The following is a 25002-nucleotide window of genomic DNA, read 5'->3' as shown; positions in this document are numbered from 1 at the left end:
TTTTTTTCCTCAAAAAAGAGTATGTTTGTCTCCTGCTTGAGTATGGGTTTGACCAAATCAAAATAGTATACAAAGAATTCAGGAAGTATAAGTTAAATGAGTTCTATGTAATTCTCCAAAGTATATTTATTTAGCCGCGGAGGTAAGTAATCTTTAATTCCTCCCCAACTTTCAGGATTGAGCCGAAATAACCAATAGTGCTGGTCTAGTCCCCTAATAATCGGACTTTAACATTTTAAGTTTTACAAACATACAAAATAAGTAAATATCTTTGGCTGGCAAGGAATAAACGACGGCGAGTTTTACACCGATGTTTGTAGAGATGTTTCAGGCCTAATCATTTTGTTTTTATAAAAATTTAGTTCATCCAACTAAAAAGGTGAAATCTCTAAATTTTGCAAGGAACTGCACTTCAAGCTCGTATTGCCCGATATTTGATTATAGGGTATCTTGAGTTTGAATGTTATTCTGCGTTTAATTTCGTCTCTTTTTTGTTCGATTAATTTTTTGTTCCAGCATTCTAAAAAAATATTTGGAGGTAAATTACACACTGATAAATGCAGGCGTTCATTGTTATATTTTTCATAGAAAAAGGTCAAAACACCTTCCAATTCATCGATCGACCAAAAATTAAAAGGACGTAGTTTTTTTGCAAAAATTGCGTGTAAACTCTCGATATGACCATTTTTTTGTGGCTTATATAGATCTGTAAATACCTGATTGAGATAGTTTTCTTTAAAAAAGTCCTAAATTAATTTTGCCGAAAACCGACTATCGTTATTATTGCGAACCTCGATGTTCACGCCTCTTTCTAAGCAATTATTAAGTTGTAAATGATTGATTATAATATGTTCCCAAGCTCTATTAACATCTTCTTTTTTGATAGAATAGGCCACCATCTTGTGCAAGATAACTCTTGTGAAAGTATCAATAGTCGTCAAAACGTAATAATGCATTTTATACTTCTGTACCCAAACAAATTTAATGTCCATTTCCAATACTTCAAAAAGTTGACTTGGAAAAACCTTGCGATACTTTACTCTAGTTTTAGCGGGTTTTTGATGTTTCTTCTTTAGCAATTGTGACTCTTTCATCAATCGATATACTTTCTTACGATTGATGGCGTATCCCTTTATATTAAGCGCAGATTCCATTTTTTGATATCCATAATCAGTGTCAGGATCTTTGTGGAATTGTTTTATTTCTTGAATAATAATTTCATTTAAAACTTCAACTTTTTCGCGAGAATTATTGGTGTACAATGTAGTGAAGGAATAAGCCCGACCTTGCTTGGTTTTCTTCTTTTGATAATAATATTGATGTTCGGTTATCCCAGATATTCGAAAAGCTACTTCTCTTTCCACGTCTTGAAAAATGTAACTTCTTGCAATTTCTTTTTTTCTCCAAGACTAATTTCTTTTTTAGCAATTCGTCTTTCAATTTTCCTTCTATTTCTTTTTATATTACAATTTCTTTGAGTAGTTTGTTTTCCTTTTCTACCTCTGTAATACCTTGCAGTTGATTTGGAGTCATTCCATGTGAAAAACCCTCTTTGCCCATAGTTTCCATTTTCTTTTTCCAAGCATAATTACTCGCCGGAAATACAAATTACTTCTCTAATGTTAGTTTAACGCCATGTTCTGAAGCTTCTTTTATGATTTTTAGCTTCTCCTCTTTGGTAAATTTTCGATTTTCGATCGTACAAATTATAGTTTTTGATTTATAATTGTGTCCGATTATTTAAGGGGTTAAAACACTGCAGAATCGTGAAATTTACTTATAATTATTCAATATTTGAAAAGTACAAAAAAGTATAATAATTAAGTCAGATATAAAAATCAGCAAGGTAATTCATAAAAAGTATTCAGGACATAAAAATAATTACGCCCTCAATATGTTAATAAAATTAATACTTCAAAAACCATAAACTGGAAAAATTAAGCAAATGTTTATAAAACAAAAAACACTTGTAAATTTTTTACAAGTGTTTAATTAAACAATTTATTGGTATGGTCTTTTTTTTAAATAGGAGCGGATATCTCTTTTTCAATACAAGAATATAAGTTCTCTACTTGATTTGGTAATCGTTGTTTCAATGCAGCTTGTGCAGCAGCTAATCGAGCGATCGGTATTCTAAATGGGGAGCAACTTACATAGTCCATACCAATTTGGTGACAAAATTCAACCGAACTAGGATCTCCTCCATGTTCTCCACAAATACCTATTTTTAGAGTTGGGTCATAAGAACGTCCTTTGATAGTTGCCATTTCTATTAATTGACCGATACCTTCTTGATCTAATACCTGAAATGGGTCGGACTTTAATATTCCCTTTTCAATGTAAATGGGCAGAAATTTACCTGCATCATCTCTTGAATATCCAAATCCCATTTGTGTAAGATCATTAGTCCCAAAGGAAAAGAAATCAGCTTCTTTGGCAATTTCATTTGCTATTAAACAAGCTCGCGGGATTTCAATCATTGTTCCAACTAAATATTGAACACTATTTGCTTTTTCCGCAAATACTTTTTCAATAATATTTTTTACTAATTGTTTTTGTAATTTAAGTTCTTTTACGGTTCCAATCAATGGAATCATGATTTCGGGATACGTTGTAATTCCCTCTGTTTTCAATTCTAACGCTGCTTCAATAATAGCCCTTGCTTGCATCTCAGTAATTTCTGGATATGTTATTCCTAATCTGCATCCTCGATGACCTAGCATTGGATTGAATTCTTTTAGACTTTCTACTTTTTGAATGATAGTCTCCAACGAAACATGCATTTCAAGTGCCATCTCTTTTTGATTTATTATGTCGTGAGGTATAAACTCGTGTAATGGTGGATCCAACAATCGAATAGTAACTGGAAGATTTTTCATTGCCCTGAGAACATCTTTTAAATCGTTTTTGTGTATAGGTAATAGTTTGTTTAAAGCTTCTCTTCTTCCAATTTCATCTGTAGACAGTATCATTTCTCTGATACGGATTAATCTTTCACCTTCAAAAAACATATGTTCTGTCCTACAAAGACCAATCCCTTCAGCACCAAATTTAAGTGCATTTTGACATTCTCTAGGCGTTTCGGCATTTGCTCTTACGCGCATAGTCCTATATTTGTCTGCTAAGTTCATAATAGTATCGAAATCCGCACTTAACTCGGCCTCCTTGTTTTTTATTTTCCCCTTGTAGACTTCGCCAGTTGTTCCATTTAATGAGATCCAATCTCCCTCATTTAAGATTTGTGATCCAATTGTTATTGTTCTATTTTTGTAGCTGATATTTATTTTTTCGGCTCCAGAGACACAACATTTACCCATACCACGCGCCACGACAGCCGCATGAGATGTCATCCCACCTCTTGCTGTTAAGATGCCCTTAGCGATATTCATTCCTTCTAAATCTTCGGGAGAGGTTTCTATTCGGACCAGAATCGTATCACTATATTTATGTGCTTCATCGGCAAAAAATACAATTTGGCCTGTCGCTGCTCCAGGGGAGGCTGGCAATCCTTTAGCTAGTACCTCTGCTACTTTAATTGCTTCGTTATCAAAAACTGGATGCAAAAGTTCCTCTATCTTTGAGGGTTCTTGCATTAATAAGGCACGTTTTTCGTCAATGAGGCCAGCAGATAATAATTCCACAGCAATTTTAACCATAGCTGCCGCTGTTCGTTTTCCGTTTCGGGTTTGTAACATCCAAAATTTACCTTCTTGAATAGTAAACTCTAAATCCTGCATGTCATTGTAATGTCTTTCAAGAAGGGCTTGGGTAGTATTTAATTCCTTAAAAGTATTTGGCAATAACTCCTCTAAGGAGGGGTACTTTATTTTACGGTTTTCTTCAGAAACACCGGCCAATGTGGCCCATTTCTTGGAGCCCGTCAAAGTTATTTGCTGCGGAGTTCTTACGCCCGAAACAACGTCTTCGCCCTGTGCGTTTATTAAATATTCACCGTTAAAGATATTTTCTCCAGTAGATGCGTCCCTTGTAAAGGCCACTCCACTGCCAGAGGTTCCGCCCATGTTGCCAAAAACCATCGCCTGCACATTTACCGCTGTGCCCCATTCCTCTGGAATTTGATGCATACCGCGATAATAAATTGCCCTAGGATTCATCCAGCTATCAAAAACAGCAGTAATACTAGCCCAAAGTTGATCCCAAGGATTTTCAGGAAATGGCGCACCTGTTTGAACTTCGCATACAGCTTTAAAGTCAAAAACCATTTGCTTTAGATCTACTGCGTCGAGTTCGACATCCAAATCAACCCCTTTATTTTTTTTATATCTTTCTATAATTTCTTCAAAAGGATTCTGATCTTCTTTTGAAGTTGCACCAACATTTAATACGACCCCAGCAAACATTTGAACGAAACGTCTATAAGTATCCCATGCAAATCTGGGATTGCCCGTTTTTGCAATTAATCCTTCGACTGAATTATCATTCATTCCCAAGTTAAGAATAGTGTCCATCATTCCAGGCATAGAAATGCGAGACCCTGAACGAACGGAAAGTAAGCATGGATTTTCATCGCTACCAAAGGTAGTTCCCATTCTTTTTTCAACGGTAGCAATTGCTAATTTTACTTCCGCCATTAATAAAGACACAACTTTATCCTTGCCAAGTTGATTGTATTCCAAACATGTTTCTGTTGTAATTGTAAATCCAGGAGGAACCGGGATACCTAAGTTACTCATTTCAGCTAAATTTGCACCTTTACTGCCTAACAAATTTTTCATGGCAGCACTTCCATCTGTCGCTCCATTTCCAAAACTATAAACTCTTACTATTGCATTTTTTGGTCTCACCATCTGTTTCACATTATTTATATTAATTTATGTCAAATTTATAACTCATTCGGAAAAGTACTTTACAATTAACCGCACTTAAGATTCACCATACACTAACATCGATAACCCAGTGATTTTTGAAATACTTTAATATTATTTTTAGGTCAGGAAAGGTCTAAATTTTCTTGATGTAAGAGTAGTGTACTATTCGTTACGATATTACGAAATCGTTTTCGTAGAAACAAATTTAATTTAAATATAGGTAATTATTCAGGTTATTTCAAAAAATACATAGTTATGAATAATTCAAGATTTCGATTTTGAAAAAAGACGTTGTGTTACTAAGCGTTGTTGATTGTTTTCTAACAATTTATTCTTGATTTATCAGATGAAACCTCAGTAGTTTTGTTGCTTTGTCAAAAACAATTAAAATTGACTACGGACAAAAAACGCATAGCGGAATTAGAAGCAAAAGTAGTACAATTGGAAGCAATCATTTTACAACTACTCGAGAATACGAGACTCTCATGCATCTTAAAGCTAGTGGTAATAGTTCAGTTCCTCCATCTAAAGACGAGAACAGACCTTTGAAAAATCAAAGTTTGTGTAACAATAGCGGTAAAAAAGTTGGTGGACAAAAGGGACACAAGGGCAGTACTCCTGAGATGACAAATACACTTGATTTTATAATTAGTTATCAACCTAATTTTTGTAAAATTTGCTCTAAAGATTAGTCGCAAACAGCCTCTGAATTGGTAAGTCGTAGGCAAGTAGTTGACATTCCACCTATTAAACCTGAATATACTGAACATCGCATTTACAAGAAAACAATCTCTTGTGGACATTGTAATTTATCTGATTTACCTGTCCAGGTTAAGACTTCCATAAGTTATGGTTCTAATATTCAAGCCACTATTGCTTATTTGCATCCCCGTCAATATCTTCCTTTTGAAAGTATGAGTGCGTTTTTTGCTGATTTTTGTAATTTGCCAATTAGCCAAGGAACTATCTGTAATTTGTTGCAGAACTTCGCTGAAAAAGCCAAACCAGCATTCGCAATTATTGCAACAAAAATGAAACAACAAACCGTTGTTGGAGCAGATGAAACAGAAATAAAAGTTGATGGAAAGAAGGGCTGGTTTTGGGCATGACAAAACAAATTTATGACTTACATTGCTTTCTCTAACAATCGAGGTTTTGCCACTATTGAAGATAATTTTGCAAAAGGATTTACAAATGTTGTTTTGGTTCATGACTGTTGGCCAAGCCATTTCAAGACCACTGCAAAACACACCAACTCTGCATTGCACATCTTTTAAGAGAATTAGTTTTTTTTAACAAAAATATCAATCTAAATGGGCAACAAATTTTAAAGCCATGTTATATGCAGCTTTAGAACTCAAGAAAAATTTAACCCCAAATCAATATTTATCCCCCGTAAAACAAAGAACTCAAATACTTAAAACACTAAATGAACTTCTTCAAGAAACAATTCTCAAAAATCAAAAAGAACTCAATGCTTTTCATAAAATAATTACTACATACAAGGATTTTGTCTTTATATTTCTGAACCATTATGAAGTCCCATTAGATAATAATGGATCGGAAAGAGCTATTAGAAATGTAAAAGTCAAACAAAAAATATCAGGGCGGTTCAAATCTACATCTGGAGCCGATGCTTTTGCAATCATAAGATCTCTAGTTGATACCACTATCAAATCTAAAAAAAATGTTTTCAAGCACTTTCGCTTATAGCTTTGAAGGGAACTGAATAGTTACAAAACTTTTTATTGCTTTAAATTTCTAGATAAAACAATCAATTTTTAATCCCTTACTTTAAAAAGTCAAGAAATAATTTTTTCTTGACTAATCAATAGTACATTATTTTTATTTAAATATTAATCAAATGTCTCATTTTAAAAAAAAAATTGATTAATCAATCTCAGCATCCTTTTCCAAATCTATATTAATTCCGTTTGATTTCTGAAAACTAATTTTCCGTCAAAGGCATCTATTAAAACAATACTATCTGTTGTAATTTTACCTGAAAGGATTTCTTTCGAAAGTTCATTGAGAACATCTCTTTGAATCACTCTCTTTACTGGTCGTGCACCAAACTGTGGATCGTATCCTTTTTCTGTTAAATAAGCAATAGCTTCTGGAGTAGCATCCATGGTTATACCTTGAAGAGCGAGCATTTTAGTAACACTCTTTAATTGTAATCCTACGATCTTAGCAATATTTTCAGTAGTCAATGGCGTAAACATTACGATTTCATCAATACGATTGATAAATTCTGGACGTACTGTTTGTTTTAATAACGCCAGGACTTCAACCTTAGCAGCTTCAGTCGCAGCTTCTATACTTCCTTTTATTCCGAAGTTTCGAGCATCAAATTTTTCCTGTATAATTTGGCTTCCCATATTAGAAGTCATTATAATTATCGTGTTTTTAAAATCTGCTAATCTTCCTTTGTTATCGGTTAAACGTCCTTCATCTAATACTTGTAATAAGATATTAAAGGTATCAGGATGTGCTTTTTCAATTTCATCTAATAAAATTACAGAGTACGGTTTTCTACGCACGGCTTCAGTTAATTGGCCACCTTCATCATAGCCTACATATCCAGGAGGCGCACCCACTAAGCGGCTTACGCTATGACGTTCTTGATATTCACTCATATCAATTCGAGTCATCGCATTCTCATCATCAAATAGATATTCAGCTAGTGCTTTAGCTAATTCTGTTTTTCCAACTCCAGTTGTTCCAAGGAAAAGGAAAGTTCCAACAGGCTTTTTCATATCCTGAAGTCCAGCACGACTTCTGCGTACAGCGTCACTAACAGCTTCAATAGCTTCTTCTTGACCTACTACTCTGTGATGCAATTCATCTTCTAGTCTCAATAATTTTTCTCGCTCGCCTTGTAGCATTTTCATTACTGGTATGCCAGTCCATTTGGCAACCACTTCTGCGATATCTTCTCGAGTTACCTCTTCTTTTATTAAAGAAGTTCCTGATTGATTTTCCTGTAATTCTTTTACAAGAACGTCTAATCGTTCTTGTGCCTCTTTTATTTTACCATAACGAATCTCCGCTACTTTACCGTAATCACCATCACGTTCAGCACGTTCTGCTTCATATTTAAAATCTTCAATTTCAGTTTTTACCGCTTGAATATTATCTACTACATCTTTTTCAGATTTCCATTTTGCATAGATTTCGTTGCGATCTTCTTTTAGATTGGCCAAATCCATGCCTAAAATCTTAAGCTTGCTTTCGTCTTTTTCACGTTTAATAGCTTCGATTTCAATTTCTAACTGCATTACTTTTCGGTCCAATACATCTAACTCTTCTGGTTTGGAATTGATTTCCATACGCAACTTAGATGCTGCTTCATCCATTAAATCAATCGCTTTGTCTGGAAGAAAACGATTTGTAATATAGCGTTGCGATAATTCAACTGCCGCAATTATAGCATCATCTTTTATTTGGACTTTATGATGCGTTTCATATTTTTCTTTAATTCCACGCAAAATAGAAATAGCACTTTCTGTATCGGGCTCTTCGACTACTATTTTTTGGAAACGTCTTTCTAATGCCTTATCTTTTTCAAAATATTTTTGATATTCATCCAAAGTAGTAGCTCCAATAGCGCGTAATTCTCCACGAGCTAATGCAGGTTTTAATATATTAGCTGCATCCATAGCACCTTCGCCGCCTCCAGCTCCCACTAGTGTATGAATTTCATCAATGAACAATACGATGTCACCTTCTGAAGAAGTCACTTCTTTCACTACGGCCTTTAATCGTTCCTCAAATTCACCTTTAAATTTGGCACCAGCAATAAGTGCTCCCATATCAAGAGAATAAACGATTTTATCCTTTAAATTATCTGGAACATCGCCATCTACAATTCTATGTGCTAATCCTTCGGCAATAGCCGTTTTTCCTACTCCAGGTTCTCCTACCAGCATCGGGTTGTTTTTAGTCCTGCGTGTCAAGATTTGTAATACACGACGAATTTCTTCATCACGTCCAATTACAGGATCAAGTTTACCATTTCGTGCTAATTCATTTAAATTTTTAGCATACTTATTTAACGAATTATAAGTTTCCTCAGCCGATGCCGACGTTACTCTTTCTCCTTTTCGCAGTTCATCAATCGCTGCCTTTAGCCCTTTTCCAGTGACACCCTGATCTTTTAAAATTTGTGCCGCTTTTGTTTTCGAATCAAAAATTGCTAAAATTAAATGTTCTATCGAAACGAATTCATCTTTCATTTTTTGTGCGATAATTTCAGCTTCATTCAAAGTTGTGTTTACTGTTCTCGAAAGCATTATTTCGCCCCCAGAAACTTTAGGAAAGCTTTGAATAGTGCTTTCTAAAATTTGAATAAATAAAGGAACATTTACATTTAATTTTTTTAGAATAAAAGGAGCAACATTTTCATCTACTTCAAAAATAGCTTTAAAAATATGTTCGTTTTCTATTTGTTGTTGCCCTTGGCTTTGAGCCAATTGCTGAGAAAGTTGAATAGCTTCCTGAGATTTAATGGTGAATTTATTTATATTCATGATTTTATACTGATTTATTGATATTTGATTAACTTTGTATGATTAGACAATCTATATTCCATTATAAAATTATAGACAAATTGACAGAATTTTCATGATAATTATCATATTAAAATGTCAAATTGTCTAAAAACAAAACAATTATGAGTTTTTTTAGAAATATTTTTAGTAGTACAGATAGCAGTGGGGCAAAAGAAAGCAAAATTGATTGGATTGAACTTACAGATTTAGGTCAGTTAAATGAAATTAATGCAATATCCGCTATAAAGCCGGTTGCGATTTTTAAACATAGCACCCGTTGTAGTATCAGTAGGATGGCACTAAAACAGTTTGAAAATGAGTTTAATAACTCGGATAAAATTACACTTTATTTTTTAGACTTAATTGAAAACCGAGCTATTTCTAATGAAATTGCAAATCAGTTTGGCGTAACCCATCAATCACCACAGCTGATTTTAATAAAAGAGGGCAAGGTCATTTATCATGTGTCGCATAGCGATATTGATGCTGATGCATTAGGTAGTAAAGTTTAAATAAATTTATTCATAAATCCACGAATTCTTTTTTTAGTCAATTTGTGGATTTATTATTTTTAATAGCCACCAGTTGAACCTCCGCCACTAAATCCTCCACCTCCAAATTCCATAGGAGAATCAATTGTAGCTTCTGGCTTTAAGCCAAATTGAGAAGTCAAGATTAAGGCTTCCGTATGAAGAAAATCATTTGAATTTATAAATCGATCTGGTCTAAAGGTTATTCCTTCTTTTTTATCTTTTAACATTTTAATGCTGAAATACGCTATTGCAAAAAGAAGTAAACCTACTGTAATTAAATATATTTCAGCAGGTATATCAAGAAAGTAAAAGTCTATGGAGTACAAAGAAAATACAAAAGTTAACAATCCGATCCATAAGAAAGACCGATCTAATTTTTTTAAGCCATAAAAAATATAGCTAATAGGCACAATAAATGTGAAAATGTAAAAGAACCAAGCAAATGAAATGTCAGCATTAGCGGTAATCTCATGTCCTAATAACGCAACTGAAAGTTCACGAACTACCAAATAGTTTCCTGAAAAATAAAATAATAGTAAACTATAGTACTTCACTAATAGTAATCCTTTCTGACAAATAGGATATTGAACATTTATTGTAATTTTTACGCAAATAAAGCAGCAAACAATTGCATAAAGCATTAGAATAAATGGCAGTATACTTTTACCAACAACTCCCATTTCGAACATAGTATAAGCTATTGTGGCAGTGCTCGCAAAGCAAAAAATTATAATTGAAGCGCGATTGATATACCTAAAATAGCTAAGTAAAGCAACGATTGTAGTAACTGCTGCAATTACAAGTTCAAATTCATTAGTTATAGTTCCTATTGCTCCAGCTAATAAAAGCTGTCCACCTATAATAAAAGCATCATCTAATCCGTGCTCTAAGAAATTCTGTCTTGCAAAGAACTCTGCTCCAATAAAACCTACAGCTGCAAATATAAAAAGGAACATCTCAAAATTATTATCCAAAACACCCAATCCAAATAGCGTAAGAAAACCGCAAATAGATGAATATAAAAGCATTCCTAAAAGCAAAAAACCTAAGCGAAACAATATGTTTTTCTGTCTTTTGGGTGTCGGTAATAATTTCTTAATTATTGCAAATTGATCCTCTGTAATAAATTTAGCATCCAATAATGAATGTGCCTCTTCAACCAAAAGCTGATTTTCTAATCTTATTTTATCTTGTGCTATCATTTTTTAATTTCAGAGTTAAATTTCTTAATTAATAGTATAAAAAGGAATATAGCACCTATTAAATAAAATGGACTTAAAATTAATATGATTTCAAACATATCTGTCAAATTCAAGTAATCGATAATTTTGAATAAAGTAATATTTAATCCAATAAAACCATACAAGACAGTAAATATAAAAAGAGAAACAGCTTTGATCTGATAACTGTAATTATAAAAATAATAGGTAGCGATTCCTAAAATAAAGGAAAACAGAAGGTAGTAATTGTTATCAATGATATTATTCAAGCATGATATCCCAATCAGATGGAGTGCGAAAGTCAAAAATATTAATGCAAAATGTATTTTGAGTTTGATTTTAAAACTGTAACAATTCCATAAAATGAGCACGATACCTAATCCTGTCGCGGCATAACTTAAGGAATTTGTATCGTATAAACCATTTTTTAAAAATGACTGTGGAGTTACTGTCAATCCAATATATGCTGCTAATCCCATTAAAGCTAAAGAAAGTACGTTTTTATTATCAAAATAGTATCCGGAAAATAGTCCAATTGCAGTTGGGATTATTGTTGCTAAACCGTAGTTAGTACCGAATGTATTATACTGAATTTGAAGATAACCAATTAATATGCAAGTCAATAAGTTAGCCGTAAGAACGATGTATTCCATCACCGAACTTTCAAAATGCATTTGATTTTTTTGAAATGGCGGTGCTTTTTTAAAACTAAAGTAATAACATATTGCAGTTACAATGACAATCAATGAAATTATAATGGAATGTCCTATGGTATCGATGTTTTGATATATTAAAACACCAATTCCAGAGGTGAATAGTAACACAGATAAGTACAGAAATATTTTTAATTCTGCATTTAAAGAAAATATATTTAAACTTCGATAGCTTGAAATTTGTTTGTATTGCTCTTCAGTTATTAACTGTTTATCAAAAAGAGTTTGAGTAGCCCTTTGATGCATATTTTCCATTTAGCGTATTTTAGTTAACCAAATGTAAGGAAATTATAGAAAAAAACGTAATGAAAATCTCATCCCTTTAGATCAATAACTTGTTGTATTGACCACATAAAATTTTATCTTTATTTTTTTTAAATTCAAATTAACAATAATTATCTCATAAGTGTTTTTTTTCTGGATAATAAAACTACTACTTTTTAAGGATTATATAACTATTGTAGATTATATCTTCAAAAATTTATGATAATTAAAGAAGATAAAATTAATTAACACCTACTATTTTATAAAATTTTAACTTAATTATATAATAAAAAATTTTTATAATATAAGTTTTAGGGAACGTCATTTAACTAACTTGTGAGACATTAAATTCATAAGTAAGTTACATCAGTATGATAGATCGTTTTTTAAGAATCAGAGAAAATTCAGAACAACTTTGCAAACCTTTATTTATTGAAGATTTTTCGCTTCAGGCTAGTGAATTTGCATCACCGCCAAAGTGGCATTTGGCACATACTAGTTGGTTTTGGGAAGAGTTTGTACTAACAAAATATGCTCACAATTACACGCTTTACAATGAAGACTTTCATTTTTTATTTAACAGTTATTACAATAATGTAGGAAAGCGAGTTTTACGTCCTTCAAGAGGCTTAATGTCAAGACCTACTGTAGCGGCAGTTTATAACTATAGAAAATACGTTACTAACGCTGTAGTTACTTTTTTAAACACAAATCCAAGTGAAGATATTTTAGCTGTAATTGAAATCGGAATAAATCATGAGGAGCAGCATCAAGAACTTTTAATTTATGATATCAAATATATTTTAGGAAACCAACCAACTTTCCCCGTTTATCAAGATAGTTTTAAAACTGAAATTGAAACTCAAGCAGACCATTTTATTCAGATTAATGCAGGCTTGTATGAAATAGGGCATCAAGGAAATAGTTTTTGTTTTGATAATGAATTGGGTAGTCACAAAGTGTATGTGAACGATTTTGAGATAAGTGGCAAGCTAGTTTCAAATCGTCAATATCTAGATTTTATTTTAGCTGGAGGTTATCAAAATTTTAATTTTTGGCACGATGACGGATGGAGTTGGATAAATAGCAATAAGATTGAAGCGCCATTGTATTGGCATAAAATAGATAATGAATGGTGGTATTATACTTTAAATGGTTTAATTAAATTAGATTTAGATTTACCAGTGATGCATCTCAGTTTCTATGAAGCTTTTGCTTATAGCGAATGGAAAGGTTGTCGTTTACCAACTGAATTTGAATGGGAAATTGCGAGCAATAAATTCAAGTGGGGACAGCTTTGGGAATGGACAAACAGCGCTTATCTGGCTTATCCAGGATTTAGTAAATCATCCGGCGCATTAGGCGAATATAATGGTAAGTTTATGATTAATCAGATGATTCTTCGAGGCAATTCTGTAGCAACTCCAGAAGGACATAGCCGGAAGACATATCGTAACTTTTTTCCTCCAGATATGCGTTGGCAATTTAGCGGATTGCGATTAGCAAAATAATTAAAAATCAATAGTATAAAAATGAGCATAAATTAGATTTGGTCACAAAGACCGATGATGATATGCATATTCCTCCCTAACTGTCGGGACTAATAAAAAATAAATCTTATCTATATATGAAAGCAATATTTAATAAAGTAGTGATCGCAGAAAGTCAAGAAACTGTGGTCGTTGAAGGAAATCATTATTTTCCTTTTACAAGTGTTAATTGGGATTATTTTACAGAAACAAGTCATCATTCAACTTGCCCGTGGAAGGGAAAGGCTTCTTACTATACTGTAAAAGTTAATGATGAAATAAGTGAAAACGCGGCTTGGTTCTACAAAGAACCAAAGGAGTTAGCTAAGAAAATAAAAGATCATGTAGCATTTTGGAAAAAAGTCACAATCGAAGAATAAATTTCTCATTTATAATAAAATTATGAAAAAGTTTGATTTTATAATTATCGGTAGCGGGCAAGCGGGAGTACCTTTAGCTTTTAGCCTTGCTAAAAAAGGAACAGTTGCATTAATTGAAAAAAGTCTTATTGGTGGGACTTGTGTCAATACCGGTTGTGTTCCTACAAAAGCGTATGTTGCCAGTGCACGCCGAATGTGGGATAGCTTGCATGGAGAAGAAATGGGAATTGAAATTCCAGCTGGTGCAAAAGCTAATCTTGAGAAAGTAAAAGCGAGAAAAGAGATTTTAGTGAACGCTTCGCGCGAAGGTATTGAGAACAGTATTGCTGAAAATGATAACATTACGCTATTTAGAGGTGAAGCTCATTTTATTTCAAATTATGAAATTAAAGTTAATGATGATAAAATTACTGCTAATCAAATTTTTATAAATGTTGGCGCACGAGCAATTATTCCTATCGAATTTGCTACGGTAGATTATTTAACTAATGTTGATATTTTGCAGCTAACAAAGATTCCTGAACACTTAATAATCATTGGCGGAAGCTACATAGGATTAGAATTTGGTCAAATGTTTAAACGTTTTGGTAGTAACGTAACCATAATTGAAAGCGGGAATCGACTCATTAGTAAAGAAGATGAAAATGTAAGTAACGCAATTGCTCAAATTTTTCGAGATGAAGAAATAGAGATTGAATTTAATGCTGCAGAGTTAGTTGCATCGCAGGATGGGAATATTATTTCCGTAAAAATAAATGGAACTAATAAAGAAATTAACGGTACTCATTTACTGCTGGCTGTAGGTAGGTCGCCAAATACCGACACATTACGTATAGAAAACACTTCAATCATTTGCGACGAAAAAGGATATGTAGCTGTTGACGATTATTGCAAAACTAATGTAGCAGGTATTTTTGCGATAGGAGACTGTAACGGTAAAGGTGCCTTTACTCATACTTCTTATAATGATTTCCAGATTGTAGAAGACTATCTTTTGGGAGATAAAAAGAGGAAAATCAGCGACAGAATTATTACTTATGGATTATTCATTGATCCACCGCTTGGGAGAGTGGGTATGACAAAAGTTCAAGCTATAGAGAAAGGTTTTTCTATTTTGATTGGTAATAGACCTATGAATAAAATTGGTCGGGCCAAAGAAAAAGGAGAAATTAAAGGATTTATGGAAGCGGTTATTGACGCAAAAACAAATGAGTTTTTAGGAGCTTGTGTTTTGGGCGTAGGTGGTGATGAAATTATCAGTGGAATCACTAATTTAATGTATGCTAAACAGCCTTATACCATTTTAAGAGATTCCATTCATTTGCATCCTACTGTTAGTGAACTCATACCTACAATGCTAGAAAATTTAAAATCAATCGCTAAAGAGTAAAATTTTGATTAAAAAATTATATGGTCATTTAAGTCCAAACAGTTTGCTACTTTACGGAGCGTTATTTGGTTTATTCTTTTTTCTTACTGGTTTATTTGCTCCCACTTTTTTAACAGATGTTTTAAATAAAGTGAATAAAATTTTGCTAGCTATTTTTAGTACTTATTATTTATGGGTTGGATTGATAAGCGTTATAGCAGCTTTAATTATTTTGTTTATGCCAATGCGCAAGCAACGTTTAGGTAATGAAAAACCGGCTTTCTCTTATTTCAGTTGGGTTGCCTTATTGTACAGCACGGGCATGGGTTCAGGATTATTATTACGTGCAGTTCAAGAACCAATTTATTATCTAAATAATCCTCCCGTTGCAACATTAAATAATAAGGTTACCGCTTTACAGTACACTTTTTTTCACTGGGGTTTCACGCCTTGGGCGATGTATAGTTTGTTTGGTTTGATTGTGGCTTATAATCTATATGTAAAAAAAATCCCTAATTTGTTAGATGCAATTGTTCCTTATGCTAATCGTAAAATCGTTAAATATATTGCCACAATATTTATTGTATTGATCACAATAACTGGCGTTATAGCCTCATTGGGATTAGGAACAGCTCAAGTTGTAAATGGTATAGAATATGCTTTTAAAGTAGATTACGGTACAAATTTTTTACTGATAATGGTTGTTCTTATTGGAATTGTAGCAACATATTCAGCATTGACAGGAATAAATAAGGTAATCAAATTTTTAGCTGATTTCGACTTTACATTTTCGATCATACTTATGTTGTTTATTGGTTTATTTATGAATTTTAATAATTTTTTGTATCAAACTTTCGTAGCTTTTTATAATTATGTTATTCATTTTGTAGAAATGAGTTTGTCACTCGGAAGTTATAAAACTACTCCAAGTTTCACTCAAGAGTGGACCGTTTTTTATTGGGCTTTTTGGTTAGCTTGGGTTCCATTTACGGGAATATTTATCGCCAGAATATCAAAAGGTAGAACAATAAAAGAGTTTTTAATAACAACAATTTTCATTCCAACATTAGCAACCATTATTTGGTTTTCCATATTTGCAAATTCAGCTTTTGAAATAATTGCGTTAGGTGATAAAACACAATTTAATAATGTTTTCATTTCATTATTTGTGTTTCTAGAGCATTTTCCTTTATACTCTATTACATTTTTTATCGCAGGTTTACTGGTGCTTATTTCCATTATAAACTCTGTTGATTCTGCAATATTTGTTTTGGGAATGTTTAGTGATAATGGTAATGAAAATCCCTCTAAGAGGCATAAACTGGGCTGGGGATTGATAATTACTACTACGGCTCTTGGACTTACAGCCCTTGGAACTAGTGAGCTCCTTAATGGTGTTAGTAATTTATTAATTATAATGGCTTTACCTTTTAGCTTCTTATACGGCAGCATCGTTTTTACATTTTTCAAAAATATAATTGCAAATAAAGGATCCACAATCAATACTGAGGAGAACTAATCATTTAATTGACCACCATAATTAGAAATATTTTACACCAAATAAAGATGACTGAAATAAAAACTATAAAAAAAATTGAACATATCAATACTGCAGTCGATTATTTTAAAAATGAAATTGATGAAGGATTGAGCAGTATTAAAAAATCATTGCCATCAAAGTATTTTTATGATAAAAAAGGCGACGCCTTATTTGTAAAGATCATGCACCTGCCCGAGTATTACGTAACGCGATCAGAACATGAAATTTTTAGAACAAAAAGTCAGTCTATTATTGAAGCTTTACATCTTAACCCCAACACCTATTTTGAATTAATTGAATTGGGAGCTGGCGATGGTTTAAAAACTAAGGAGCTCTTACGAGAATTAAATCGATTACATTATAAGTTTGATTATATGCCTGTTGATATTTCTAAAAATGCGTTAGAGAGCTTGGAGAAAGACTTGAATAAAGAAATGCCAAGCCTGTCAATAAAAACGAAACAAGGAGATTATTTTGAGGTTTTAGAATCATTAAATGAAAATCATAATTCAAAAGTAATTCTGTTTTTAGGGTCAAATATTGGAAATATGTCTGATGATGTTGCTACTGATTTTATGTCTAAATTAAGTGCTAATTTACAAAATAAGGATAAACTATTGTTGGGTGTCGATCTAATTAAACCGGCTTCCATTGTACTTCCTGCATACAATGATAGTCAAGGAATAACTGCGGCTTTTAACTTAAATTTATTGCAGAGAATAAATAAGGAATTAGGAGCTAACTTTGACTTAAAATTTTTTAAGCATCAAGCTGAATATAAGGAGAGCGACGGAATTGCAAAAAGTTTTTTGGTTAGTACCAAGGCACAACAAGTTTACATCACTAAAATCAATAAAAATTTTAGTTTTCATGAAGGTGAAAAGATTTTGACGGAAATATCCAGAAAGTATAATGATGAAATTTTAAATTCAATTTTAAGCAAAACCGATTTTATTATTAAAAATAGAATTACAGATAGCAAAGTTTATTTTGCGAATTACATTTTAGAACGTAAATAAAATTTATAATTGCACAAATGCAATTGTAAATTTTGCAATTTGAAAAAGTGTTTTTTTAGTTTAAAAGCAATTTAATTTTCATAAATAAGTGCTGAATAAAAAAGAAAAGTGACTTAACGTATTTTTCGCTATAATGATCATTTTATTTCTAATAGGCTAACTTCATCTTTTCTTTAATCTCGTTTAAGCAAAGATTATTAATGCTGCCTTCGTGCGTGTGTTTGGTTTCCTTTGGTGATTGAAATGTGCCATTTTCAAGCTGTTCTGCAACTGCTTTATAAGCATCTCTAAAAGGAATTCCAGCAACTACCATTTCGTTTAAGGAATCTACCGTAAATAAATAATCATATTTTTTATCTTCTAAAATATGCTTTTTTACTTTGATATCCTTAATAGAGAAGATAGCAATATCTAAACAAGCTTTTAGATTTTGAATCGCAGGAAATAAACCTTCTTTGAGCAATTGTAAGTCTCTATGATAACCACTAGGAAGGTTATTTGTGATCAAAGTAATTTCATAAGGTAATGCTTGTATTTTGTTGCATTTTCCTCGGATCAGCTCAAAAACATCTGGATTTTTTTTATGCGGCATTATGCTTGAACCCGTTGTAAGATGTGCTGGTAAAGAAATAAAATCAAAATTTTGACTCATGTACAAGCAAACATCCATAGAGAATTTAGCCAAAGTTGCTGCAACACTGCTCATTGCAAATGCGACTGTTTTCTCTGATTTTCCACGGCTCATTTGGGCTGCAACTGAGTTGTATTTTAAGGTTTCGAAACCTAATTCTTGAGTTGTAAAGGTTCTGTCGATAGGGAAGGAGCTCCCATAACCTGCTGCAGAACCTAATGGATTTTGGTCTACAATTTTCAATGCTGCATTCAGCATTGTCATATCATCAATCAATGTTTCAGCATAAGCAGAAAACCACATTCCAAAAGAAGATGGCATAGCAATTTGCAGATGGGTGTAGCCAGGCAACAAAACATCTTGATGTTTCTCAGCTGATTCCATTAGCAAATCAAAAAGTGTTTTTACTTGACTTTTGAAGTCTTTTACAACGTCCTTTAAATATAAATTGACATCTACTAAAACTTGGTCGTTACGAGAACGAGCAGTGTGGATTTTTTTTCCAGCATCACCAAGTTCTACCGTTAATAAATATTCAATTTTTGAATGTACGTCTTCAAAATTGTCTTCAATTATGAAGTTTCCATTTTCAGCATCTTTGATAATATCTTGTAAAGCTATAACTAATGAATTAGTTTCTAAATCCGATAAAAGTCCAATTTGCCCTAGCATTTTGGCATGTGCAATGGATCCTAAAGCATCATATTTGGCCAAAACTAAATCTAACTCTCTATCATTTCCAACAGTAAATTGTTCAATTTGCTTATCTGTTGGTATTCCTTTTTCCCAAAGTTTCATAGTTGTATTTTTATTTCGCTGAGATTCTCAGAAGTTTCTCAAAGACTCGCAAAGTTTCTATTTTTTGAATTACTATACTATCTAAAGTAATTTTAATTGTCTTAATTTCCGAAATTCCCTAGCCCCGATAGTAGTGTAAATCCTTTTTTGACTCGCCCTAGCGAGGTAAAAAAGATTGTAACGAATAGCGGGAAATAGCTCCTAAAAAAATTACTGTCTGAAAAAATCGCTTAAAATCTTAATATACAATTCAATTCCTTCTTCGATTTCGCTTAAATAAATAAATTCATCTGCGGAGTGTGATCGCAAGGTTTCTCCAGGTCCTAATTTTAAAGATTTACAACTCAAAACTGATTGATCTGAAAGGGTGGGAGAGCCGTAGGTTGTTCGTCCTAAAGCGATTCCCGCTTGTACCAATCCATGATTAACGGCAATTGAAGAAGCGTTTAAATGCATCGACCGTGGATTTACTTCGGCGATAATATGTTTTCTTACTATTTCTAAAATTTCGCTATTATTGTAACAATCATTGACTCTTATATCAACCACTAAATCACATTGTGACGGCACTACATTGTGTTGTTTTCCAGCATAGATTTGAGTAACCGTCATTTTTACAGGTCCCAATTGTTCTGATATTTTTTCGAATTGATAGCTGTTGAACCATTCGATAATAGATATTGCATTATAGATTGAATTATCAGCATTGTTATGAGCGGCGTGACTTGCAGTTCCTTTTACGATAACGTCTAAGACCAGTAATCCTTTCTCTGCAACAGCCAACTGCATCAATGTGGGTTCTCCCACAATGGCACATTCCAATTCTGGCAAATGTTTTAAAACACTATTTAATCCTTTTTTTCCGCTACTTTCTTCTTCGGCTGAAGCTACGATGACAATATTGTAAGGAAGATTCTGATTTTCGTAAAAATAAACAAAAGTGGCAAGTAAAGAAACTAAGCAACCGCCGGCATCATTACTGCCTAGCCCAAATAACTTACTGTTTTTTACAAAAGCTTTGAAAGGATCGTTAGTGTATCCTTGATTTGGTCTTACCGTATCGTGATGCGAATTTAGCAAAAGAGTAGGTTTGTTTTCATCAAAATATTTGTTGAAAGCCCAAACATTATTATTTTCTCTTTTGAAAGGGATGCTGTTTTGTGTAAACCAATTTTCAATTAAAAGTGCCGTTTTATCTTCTTCACTTGAGAATGAAGGCGTTTCAATTAGCGATTTTAATAATGCAATAGCTTCTTGTGTTAAGATATTTATACTTTTCATACTTTATTATTTTGCAATAGAGGTGGTATTTTTTGCCATGAAGGCACAAATGCACAAATTTTTTAATCTGTGTAAATTTTTGAAATTTGTGTCTTATATATTATAATTCTATGGTTGTGTAAATTGTATTTTCATTCTTTAACATCCTGTGGTGTCCAATTTTTATTTTTTTAACTCCTTTTAGTAAGCTGTTAAAACAATTATCAAGTTTAGGAATCATACCTGAGTGTATCGCTTTGTCGTGTCGTAATTTAGAATATAGTTCTTGATTCATTATTTCAATTACTGAAGAATCGTCATCTGAATCATATAGAACTCCAGGTTTCTCAAAGCAATAACTTAAAGTAACTTCAAATGTTTTTGATAAAGCTATAGCTAATTCGCTAGCTATTGTATCCGCGTTAGTATTGAGCAATTGACCTTTTCCATCATGAGTTATCGCGCAAAATACAGGAATGACTCCATTAGAAAGTAGGCTACTTACTAATTCGGTATTTACTTTCTTGACATCACCCACAAACCCGTAATCAACTGTAGGATGATTTCTTTTTGAGGATTGTATCAAATTACCATCAGCTCCAGAAAACCCCATGGTATTACATTGATTTGCTTGTAATTGAGCAACAATATTTTTATTTATTTGTCCTGCATAAATCATCACTGCAACATCTAGCATTAGTGCATCCGTAATCCGTCTACCTTCAATCATTTGGGGAGTTAAACCAATGCTTTCTGCCATTTTAGTAGCTGACTTTCCACCGCCATGTACAAGCACTTTGTAGCCTTCAATTTTAGAAAAATCTAATAAAAATTGTGCTAATTCAGCTGGATTATCTATGATGTTTCCACCAATTTTAATGATGCTTACCGCTTTTTTAGTTTCCATTTTTCTCTTATTTCTTTTTTCCAGTGCTTGGAAACTTTCCATTTGATGTTGTTGCGCAGAATTTTAATATTTTTTGTAAAACCAGTTGTGCTGCATAAGTTCTATTATTAGCTTGCTCAATAACAATTGAATTTTCGCTATCTAAAACCTCGTCACTTACAATTACATTACGTCTTACCGGTAAACAATGCATAAATTTAGCATTATTGGTCAATTTCATTTTATCAGCTGTAACGGTCCAGTTAGAGTCTGAATTTGTGATTTTACCATATTCTTTATAATTACTCCAGTTTTTAGTATAAATGAAATCAGCATTTTCAAATGCTTTATTTTGGTCGTATTCAATCGTAGAATTTTTAGTGATTTCAGGATTTAATTCGTATCCTTCAGGATGAGCGATTACAAATTCTGCATCTTGTAACTGCATCATTTCCACAAATGAATTTGCGACAGCTTGTGGTAATGCTTTTGGATGTGGAGCCCACGATAGCACTACTTTAGGTTTATGTTTTGTTTTATGTTCAGCCATGGTGATTGCATCTGCTAGTGACTGTAGTGGGTGACCAGTTGCACTTTCCATATTGACAATAGGAACTGTAGCATGTTTTAAAAAACCGTTAAGGACGATTTCGGCATTGTCTTTTTCTTTATCTACTAATCCAGCAAAAGCTCTAATAGCGATAATATCGCAATATTGGGAAATTACAGCAGCCGCTTCTTTAATGTGTTCGGATGCACCAGAATTCATAATAGCACCGTCTTCAAACTCAAGTGTCCAACCTTCACTAGTAAAATTCATTACCATTACGTTCATCCCTAAGTTTAATGCTGCTTTTTGTGTGCTTAAACGTGTTCTTAAACTTGAATTGAAAAACAACATTCCTAAGGTTTTATTTTTACCCAGTTTTTTGTTTTTAAGTGGTTTTTTCTTGATTTTTATTGCTTGTTTGACCCATTTTTTAAGCGATTCTATGTCTTGTATTGATATGTAATTCATTTTTTTTTATTTAATTGATTATTTGATTAATTGGTTAAAGGTGTAAACGAATAAAAGATTAACCACATAACCAATTTTTAAATTATTTTAGTAAAAGGAATTTCGTCTCTTAAAGCTTTCAGAATAAAATTATCATTTAGTCCATTGACGATCCAAGTTTCGATATTTGCAGCTTTTGCTATTGCTGTTGCTTCTATTTTAGATTGCATTCCGCCTGTTCCATGTGAGGATTTTGAATCACCTATTTCTTTTTTCATCAATTGTAAGTCAGTTACAAGCGTAATCGTTTCCGGAATAGCGTTATCGATTGATAATTTAGTGTAAATACCATTGGTGTTAGTGGCTATAATTAGAAGGTCAGCTTTTAATAAAACGGCTGTCAATGCGGCTAACTTATCATTGTCTCCAAACTGAATTTCATCAGTGGCTACAGTATCGTTTTCGTTTATTATTGGGATGTAATTATTCTTAACTAATACATTAATAGTATTTACAATATTGACTTTAGATTGTTCTTTTTCGAAATCAGAATAAGAAAGCAAGCATTGCGAAATCAACAATCCTAAATCACTAAAGCTTTCATGATAAATCCGCATCAAATGGGGTTGACCAATAGAGGCTAGCGCTTGTTTTACAAAAACATCTTTATCTTGGTTTTCTAGTCTTACAAATTGTTTGGCAGCAGCAATAGCACCTGAACTCACAATTATAAATTCATAATCCTTTTGTAATTCAGCTATTTGTATACCTATATCCTCAATTTTTCCTCTCGAAATATAATTGGTTTCTTTAGTTAATGTATTGCTTCCTAACTTTAATAATATTCTTTTTTTCATATTATGCTTTTGGCTTTTAGCTTTTAGCTGTTGGCGTTACGACTTGTAATATAATTTCAATTTAACATGGCTAAAAGCTAAAAGCAAATAGCCAAATGCTTAACAATCTATCTTATCTGCCCATCCCCGTAAATATACCATTTATTAGTAACCAAATGTTGTAAACCAATTGGTCCGCGCTGATGTAATTTATCAGTGCTTATTGCTAATTCGCCTCCAAGGCCAAATTGTCCTCCATCAGTAAATCGGGTAGAAGCATTTTGATAAACTGCCGCAGTATCTACATTTTCCATAAAATACTGCGCAGTGGAAACATTTCTGGTAATGATTGATGCTGAATGTCCACCGCAATACTTATTAATTTTATCAATAGCTTCTTGATCACAATTTGTGGTTCCAATTACAATTTTATAATCTAAGAACTCTTCGTGCCAAATTAAATCAGATTCAATTTGGCGAATATTAGCTACTTTTGAAATCCCTTGATCGCCTAAAACAGTGATATTTTTTAGCTGTAATTCGGTAATTAATTTTTTGGCAAATTCTTCCCAATTCTCTAAATTAGTATCTATTAAAACTTTATCTAAAGCATTACAAACCGAAATATTTGAGGTCTTTCCATTTATGATAATAGCAAGTGCTTGGTCTAAGTCAGCATGAGCGTTTACATAAACGAAATTATTTCCACGACCGCTTATTATTACAGGACAAGTAGCATGTTTTTTTACAAAAGCGATTAATTTTTCTCCACCACGAGGAACAATTAAATCGACTTTTTGTGTTGGTGTTTCTAAGAAAGTCTGTGTTTCTTGGCGATTATAGTTCAAATATTCTACCCAATCTGTTGAAATATTATTTTCTTTTAAAGCTTGATGCCATAGGTCGATAATTTTCAAATTAGACAGTAAAGATTCTTTTCCACCTTTTAACAAGATCTTATTCCCTGACTTAAAAGCAATTCCAGCAGCCTCTACCGTAACGTCAGGCCTAGATTCGTAGATAATCATTATGGTTCCAAAAGCAGCGGTTTTATTGATGATTTTCATTCCATTTGAATGGTCAAAATTAAAACGTTCGACACCAATAGGATCTTCTTGACAGGCTAATTGTTGCAAAGATAAAATCATTCCATCAATCTTAGCATCGTCAACTAATAAGCGTTTTTCCATTGCCAAGTCCTCTCCAGAATAATTACTTATGTCCTGTTGATTTGTAGTTTTAAGACTGGCTCTCTCTTTTTCTAAAAGCTCCACCATGCTGCTTAAAACTAAATCTCGTTTTTGTATTGGTAGTAAATGGTTCATAGTTTTTATTTAAATATTTGAGCGTGTTCGTTGCAGCCAATTGGTCTATTTGTCCTAAATTTTTTATCAATTGCCACGGGTTTAAACCCGTGGCAATTGATAAGAGAAAAACTTGAGGCAAGAAATAATGCTTTTGTTTCTGATTCTAAAAGTCAAAGACTTTTAGAATAATTTAAAATCTTACCTTTTTTTGGTTATAAATCACTTTATAGGTTGTCTTAATGTCAACCTCTAGCGAATAATTCTTAAATAGTACTTTAACGCTGTTAAACTTTTTTTCAAAAATCACCTTATTTTTATCTTTTTCAAAGTTTTAAACT

At 32.7% G+C, this 25002-nt stretch carries 22 protein-coding genes and 1 pseudogene; 10 read left to right on the top strand and 13 right to left on the bottom strand.

Features of this window, described 5'->3' with window-relative positions; all coding sequences use genetic code 11:
* Positions 1-371: 371 nt before the first annotated feature.
* From RCH18_RS16150 to ppdK, 4 genes and pseudogenes are all read right to left on the bottom strand, one after another.
* Positions 372-707, bottom strand: a pseudogene (locus RCH18_RS16150) (integrase core domain-containing protein); the annotation flags it as partial.
* 39 nt (positions 708-746) lie between these two features.
* Positions 747-1364 (bottom strand): IS3 family transposase, encoded by a 618-nt coding sequence (locus tag RCH18_RS12020; RefSeq protein WP_326937002.1) that lies wholly within the window; start codon positions 1362-1364, stop codon positions 747-749.
* Positions 1349-1582 carry a hypothetical protein gene (locus RCH18_RS12015; protein ID WP_326937001.1) on the bottom strand — a complete coding sequence of 78 codons (234 nt, stop codon included), beginning with the start codon at positions 1580-1582 and terminating at the stop codon, positions 1349-1351. The genes RCH18_RS12020 and RCH18_RS12015 overlap by 16 nt, the downstream gene beginning before the upstream one ends.
* 439 nt (positions 1583-2021) lie before the next feature.
* Positions 2022-4808, bottom strand: coding sequence for a pyruvate, phosphate dikinase (ppdK, locus tag RCH18_RS12010; RefSeq protein ID WP_326937000.1), 2787 nt, complete (start codon positions 4806-4808; stop codon positions 2022-2024).
* A 392-nt stretch (positions 4809-5200) separates the two neighbouring features.
* Between ppdK and RCH18_RS12005 the strand changes: the two genes are divergently transcribed.
* The 4 genes from RCH18_RS12005 to RCH18_RS11990 are packed head-to-tail and all read left to right on the top strand — an operon-like array spanning position 5201 to position 6542.
* Complete coding sequence (locus RCH18_RS12005) at positions 5201-5521, top strand: DUF6444 domain-containing protein (RefSeq protein WP_326936999.1); 321 nt, start codon at positions 5201-5203, stop codon at positions 5519-5521.
* A gap of 18 nt (positions 5522-5539) precedes the next feature.
* A complete protein-coding gene (locus RCH18_RS12000; protein WP_326936998.1) occupies positions 5540-5938 on the top strand; it encodes an IS66 family transposase in 399 nt (132 codons plus the stop codon).
* 12 nt (positions 5939-5950) lie between these two features.
* Positions 5951-6106 carry a hypothetical protein gene (locus RCH18_RS11995; protein ID WP_326936997.1) on the top strand — a complete coding sequence of 52 codons (156 nt, stop codon included), beginning with the start codon at positions 5951-5953 and terminating at the stop codon, positions 6104-6106.
* Between the two features lie 58 nt (positions 6107-6164).
* A complete protein-coding gene (locus RCH18_RS11990) occupies positions 6165-6542 on the top strand; it encodes an IS66 family transposase (RefSeq protein ID WP_326936996.1) in 378 nt (125 codons plus the stop codon).
* A gap of 206 nt (positions 6543-6748) precedes the next feature.
* Here the strand turns inward: RCH18_RS11990 and clpB are convergent, their stop codons facing one another.
* The gene (gene clpB / locus RCH18_RS11985; RefSeq protein ID WP_326936995.1) at positions 6749-9361 is read right to left on the bottom strand and encodes an ATP-dependent chaperone ClpB; all 2613 of its coding nucleotides are present in this window, start codon (positions 9359-9361) and stop codon (positions 6749-6751) included.
* Positions 9362-9504: 143 nt separating this feature from the next.
* Here clpB and ytxJ point away from each other — a divergent pair, with 143 nt between their 5' ends.
* Positions 9505-9894, top strand: a complete 390-nt coding sequence (gene ytxJ, locus RCH18_RS11980; protein WP_326936994.1) for a bacillithiol system redox-active protein YtxJ — start codon at positions 9505-9507, stop codon at positions 9892-9894.
* 59 nt (positions 9895-9953) lie between these two features.
* Here the strand turns inward: ytxJ and RCH18_RS11975 are convergent, their stop codons facing one another.
* Together RCH18_RS11975 and RCH18_RS11970 are read right to left on the bottom strand one after the other, a co-directional pair.
* Positions 9954-11117 carry a hypothetical protein gene (locus tag RCH18_RS11975; RefSeq protein ID WP_326936993.1) on the bottom strand — a complete coding sequence of 388 codons (1164 nt, stop codon included), beginning with the start codon at positions 11115-11117 and terminating at the stop codon, positions 9954-9956.
* On the bottom strand, positions 11114-12103 hold the full coding sequence (locus tag RCH18_RS11970; protein WP_326936992.1) for a DUF2157 domain-containing protein: 990 nt from the start codon (positions 12101-12103) through the stop codon (positions 11114-11116). Before RCH18_RS11970 ends, RCH18_RS11975 begins: the two co-directional genes overlap by 4 nt.
* A gap of 380 nt (positions 12104-12483) precedes the next feature.
* Between RCH18_RS11970 and egtB the strand changes: the two genes are divergently transcribed.
* The 5 genes from egtB (at position 12484) to egtD (ending at position 17949) form a co-directional block, all read left to right on the top strand.
* The gene (egtB, locus tag RCH18_RS11965) at positions 12484-13623 is read left to right on the top strand and encodes an ergothioneine biosynthesis protein EgtB (protein ID WP_326936991.1); all 1140 of its coding nucleotides are present in this window, start codon (positions 12484-12486) and stop codon (positions 13621-13623) included.
* A gap of 116 nt (positions 13624-13739) precedes the next feature.
* Positions 13740-14021 (top strand): DUF427 domain-containing protein, encoded by a 282-nt coding sequence (locus tag RCH18_RS11960; protein ID WP_326936990.1) that lies wholly within the window; start codon positions 13740-13742, stop codon positions 14019-14021.
* Positions 14022-14043: 22 nt separating this feature from the next.
* Positions 14044-15411: a mercuric reductase gene (locus RCH18_RS11955; RefSeq protein WP_326936989.1), complete on the top strand. Its 1368-nt coding sequence runs from the start codon at positions 14044-14046 to the stop codon at positions 15409-15411.
* Positions 15412-15415: 4 nt separating this feature from the next.
* Positions 15416-16909 carry a BCCT family transporter gene (locus tag RCH18_RS11950; protein WP_326936988.1) on the top strand — a complete coding sequence of 498 codons (1494 nt, stop codon included), beginning with the start codon at positions 15416-15418 and terminating at the stop codon, positions 16907-16909.
* Between the two features lie 47 nt (positions 16910-16956).
* Complete coding sequence (gene egtD / locus RCH18_RS11945) at positions 16957-17949, top strand: L-histidine N(alpha)-methyltransferase (RefSeq protein WP_326936987.1); 993 nt, start codon at positions 16957-16959, stop codon at positions 17947-17949.
* A 148-nt stretch (positions 17950-18097) separates the two neighbouring features.
* On the opposite strand, the gene argH is transcribed toward egtD, so the two are convergent.
* From argH to RCH18_RS11915, 6 genes are all read right to left on the bottom strand, one after another.
* A complete protein-coding gene (gene argH / locus RCH18_RS11940) occupies positions 18098-19378 on the bottom strand; it encodes an argininosuccinate lyase (protein ID WP_326936986.1) in 1281 nt (426 codons plus the stop codon).
* A 210-nt stretch (positions 19379-19588) separates the two neighbouring features.
* Positions 19589-20659, bottom strand: a complete 1071-nt coding sequence (locus RCH18_RS11935) for a M20 family metallo-hydrolase (protein WP_326936985.1) — start codon at positions 20657-20659, stop codon at positions 19589-19591.
* 100 nt (positions 20660-20759) lie between these two features.
* Positions 20760-21545 carry an acetylglutamate kinase gene (gene argB, locus RCH18_RS11930; protein ID WP_326936984.1) on the bottom strand — a complete coding sequence of 262 codons (786 nt, stop codon included), beginning with the start codon at positions 21543-21545 and terminating at the stop codon, positions 20760-20762.
* Between the two features lie 7 nt (positions 21546-21552).
* Positions 21553-22542: an N-acetylornithine carbamoyltransferase gene (locus tag RCH18_RS11925; protein WP_326936983.1), complete on the bottom strand. Its 990-nt coding sequence runs from the start codon at positions 22540-22542 to the stop codon at positions 21553-21555.
* Positions 22543-22619: 77 nt separating this feature from the next.
* Positions 22620-23378: a glutamate 5-kinase gene (gene proB, locus RCH18_RS11920; protein WP_326936982.1), complete on the bottom strand. Its 759-nt coding sequence runs from the start codon at positions 23376-23378 to the stop codon at positions 22620-22622.
* Positions 23379-23485: 107 nt separating this feature from the next.
* Complete coding sequence (locus RCH18_RS11915; protein ID WP_326936981.1) at positions 23486-24682, bottom strand: glutamate-5-semialdehyde dehydrogenase; 1197 nt, start codon at positions 24680-24682, stop codon at positions 23486-23488.
* Between the last annotated feature and the right edge of the window lie 320 nt (positions 24683-25002).

This window comes from Flavobacterium sp. PL11, assembly GCF_035985025.1.
GTDB lineage: Bacteria > Bacteroidota > Bacteroidia > Flavobacteriales > Flavobacteriaceae > Flavobacterium.
The sequence above is the reverse complement of the archived record's forward strand: the minus strand, read 5'-3'. Positions and strand labels throughout refer to the sequence as shown.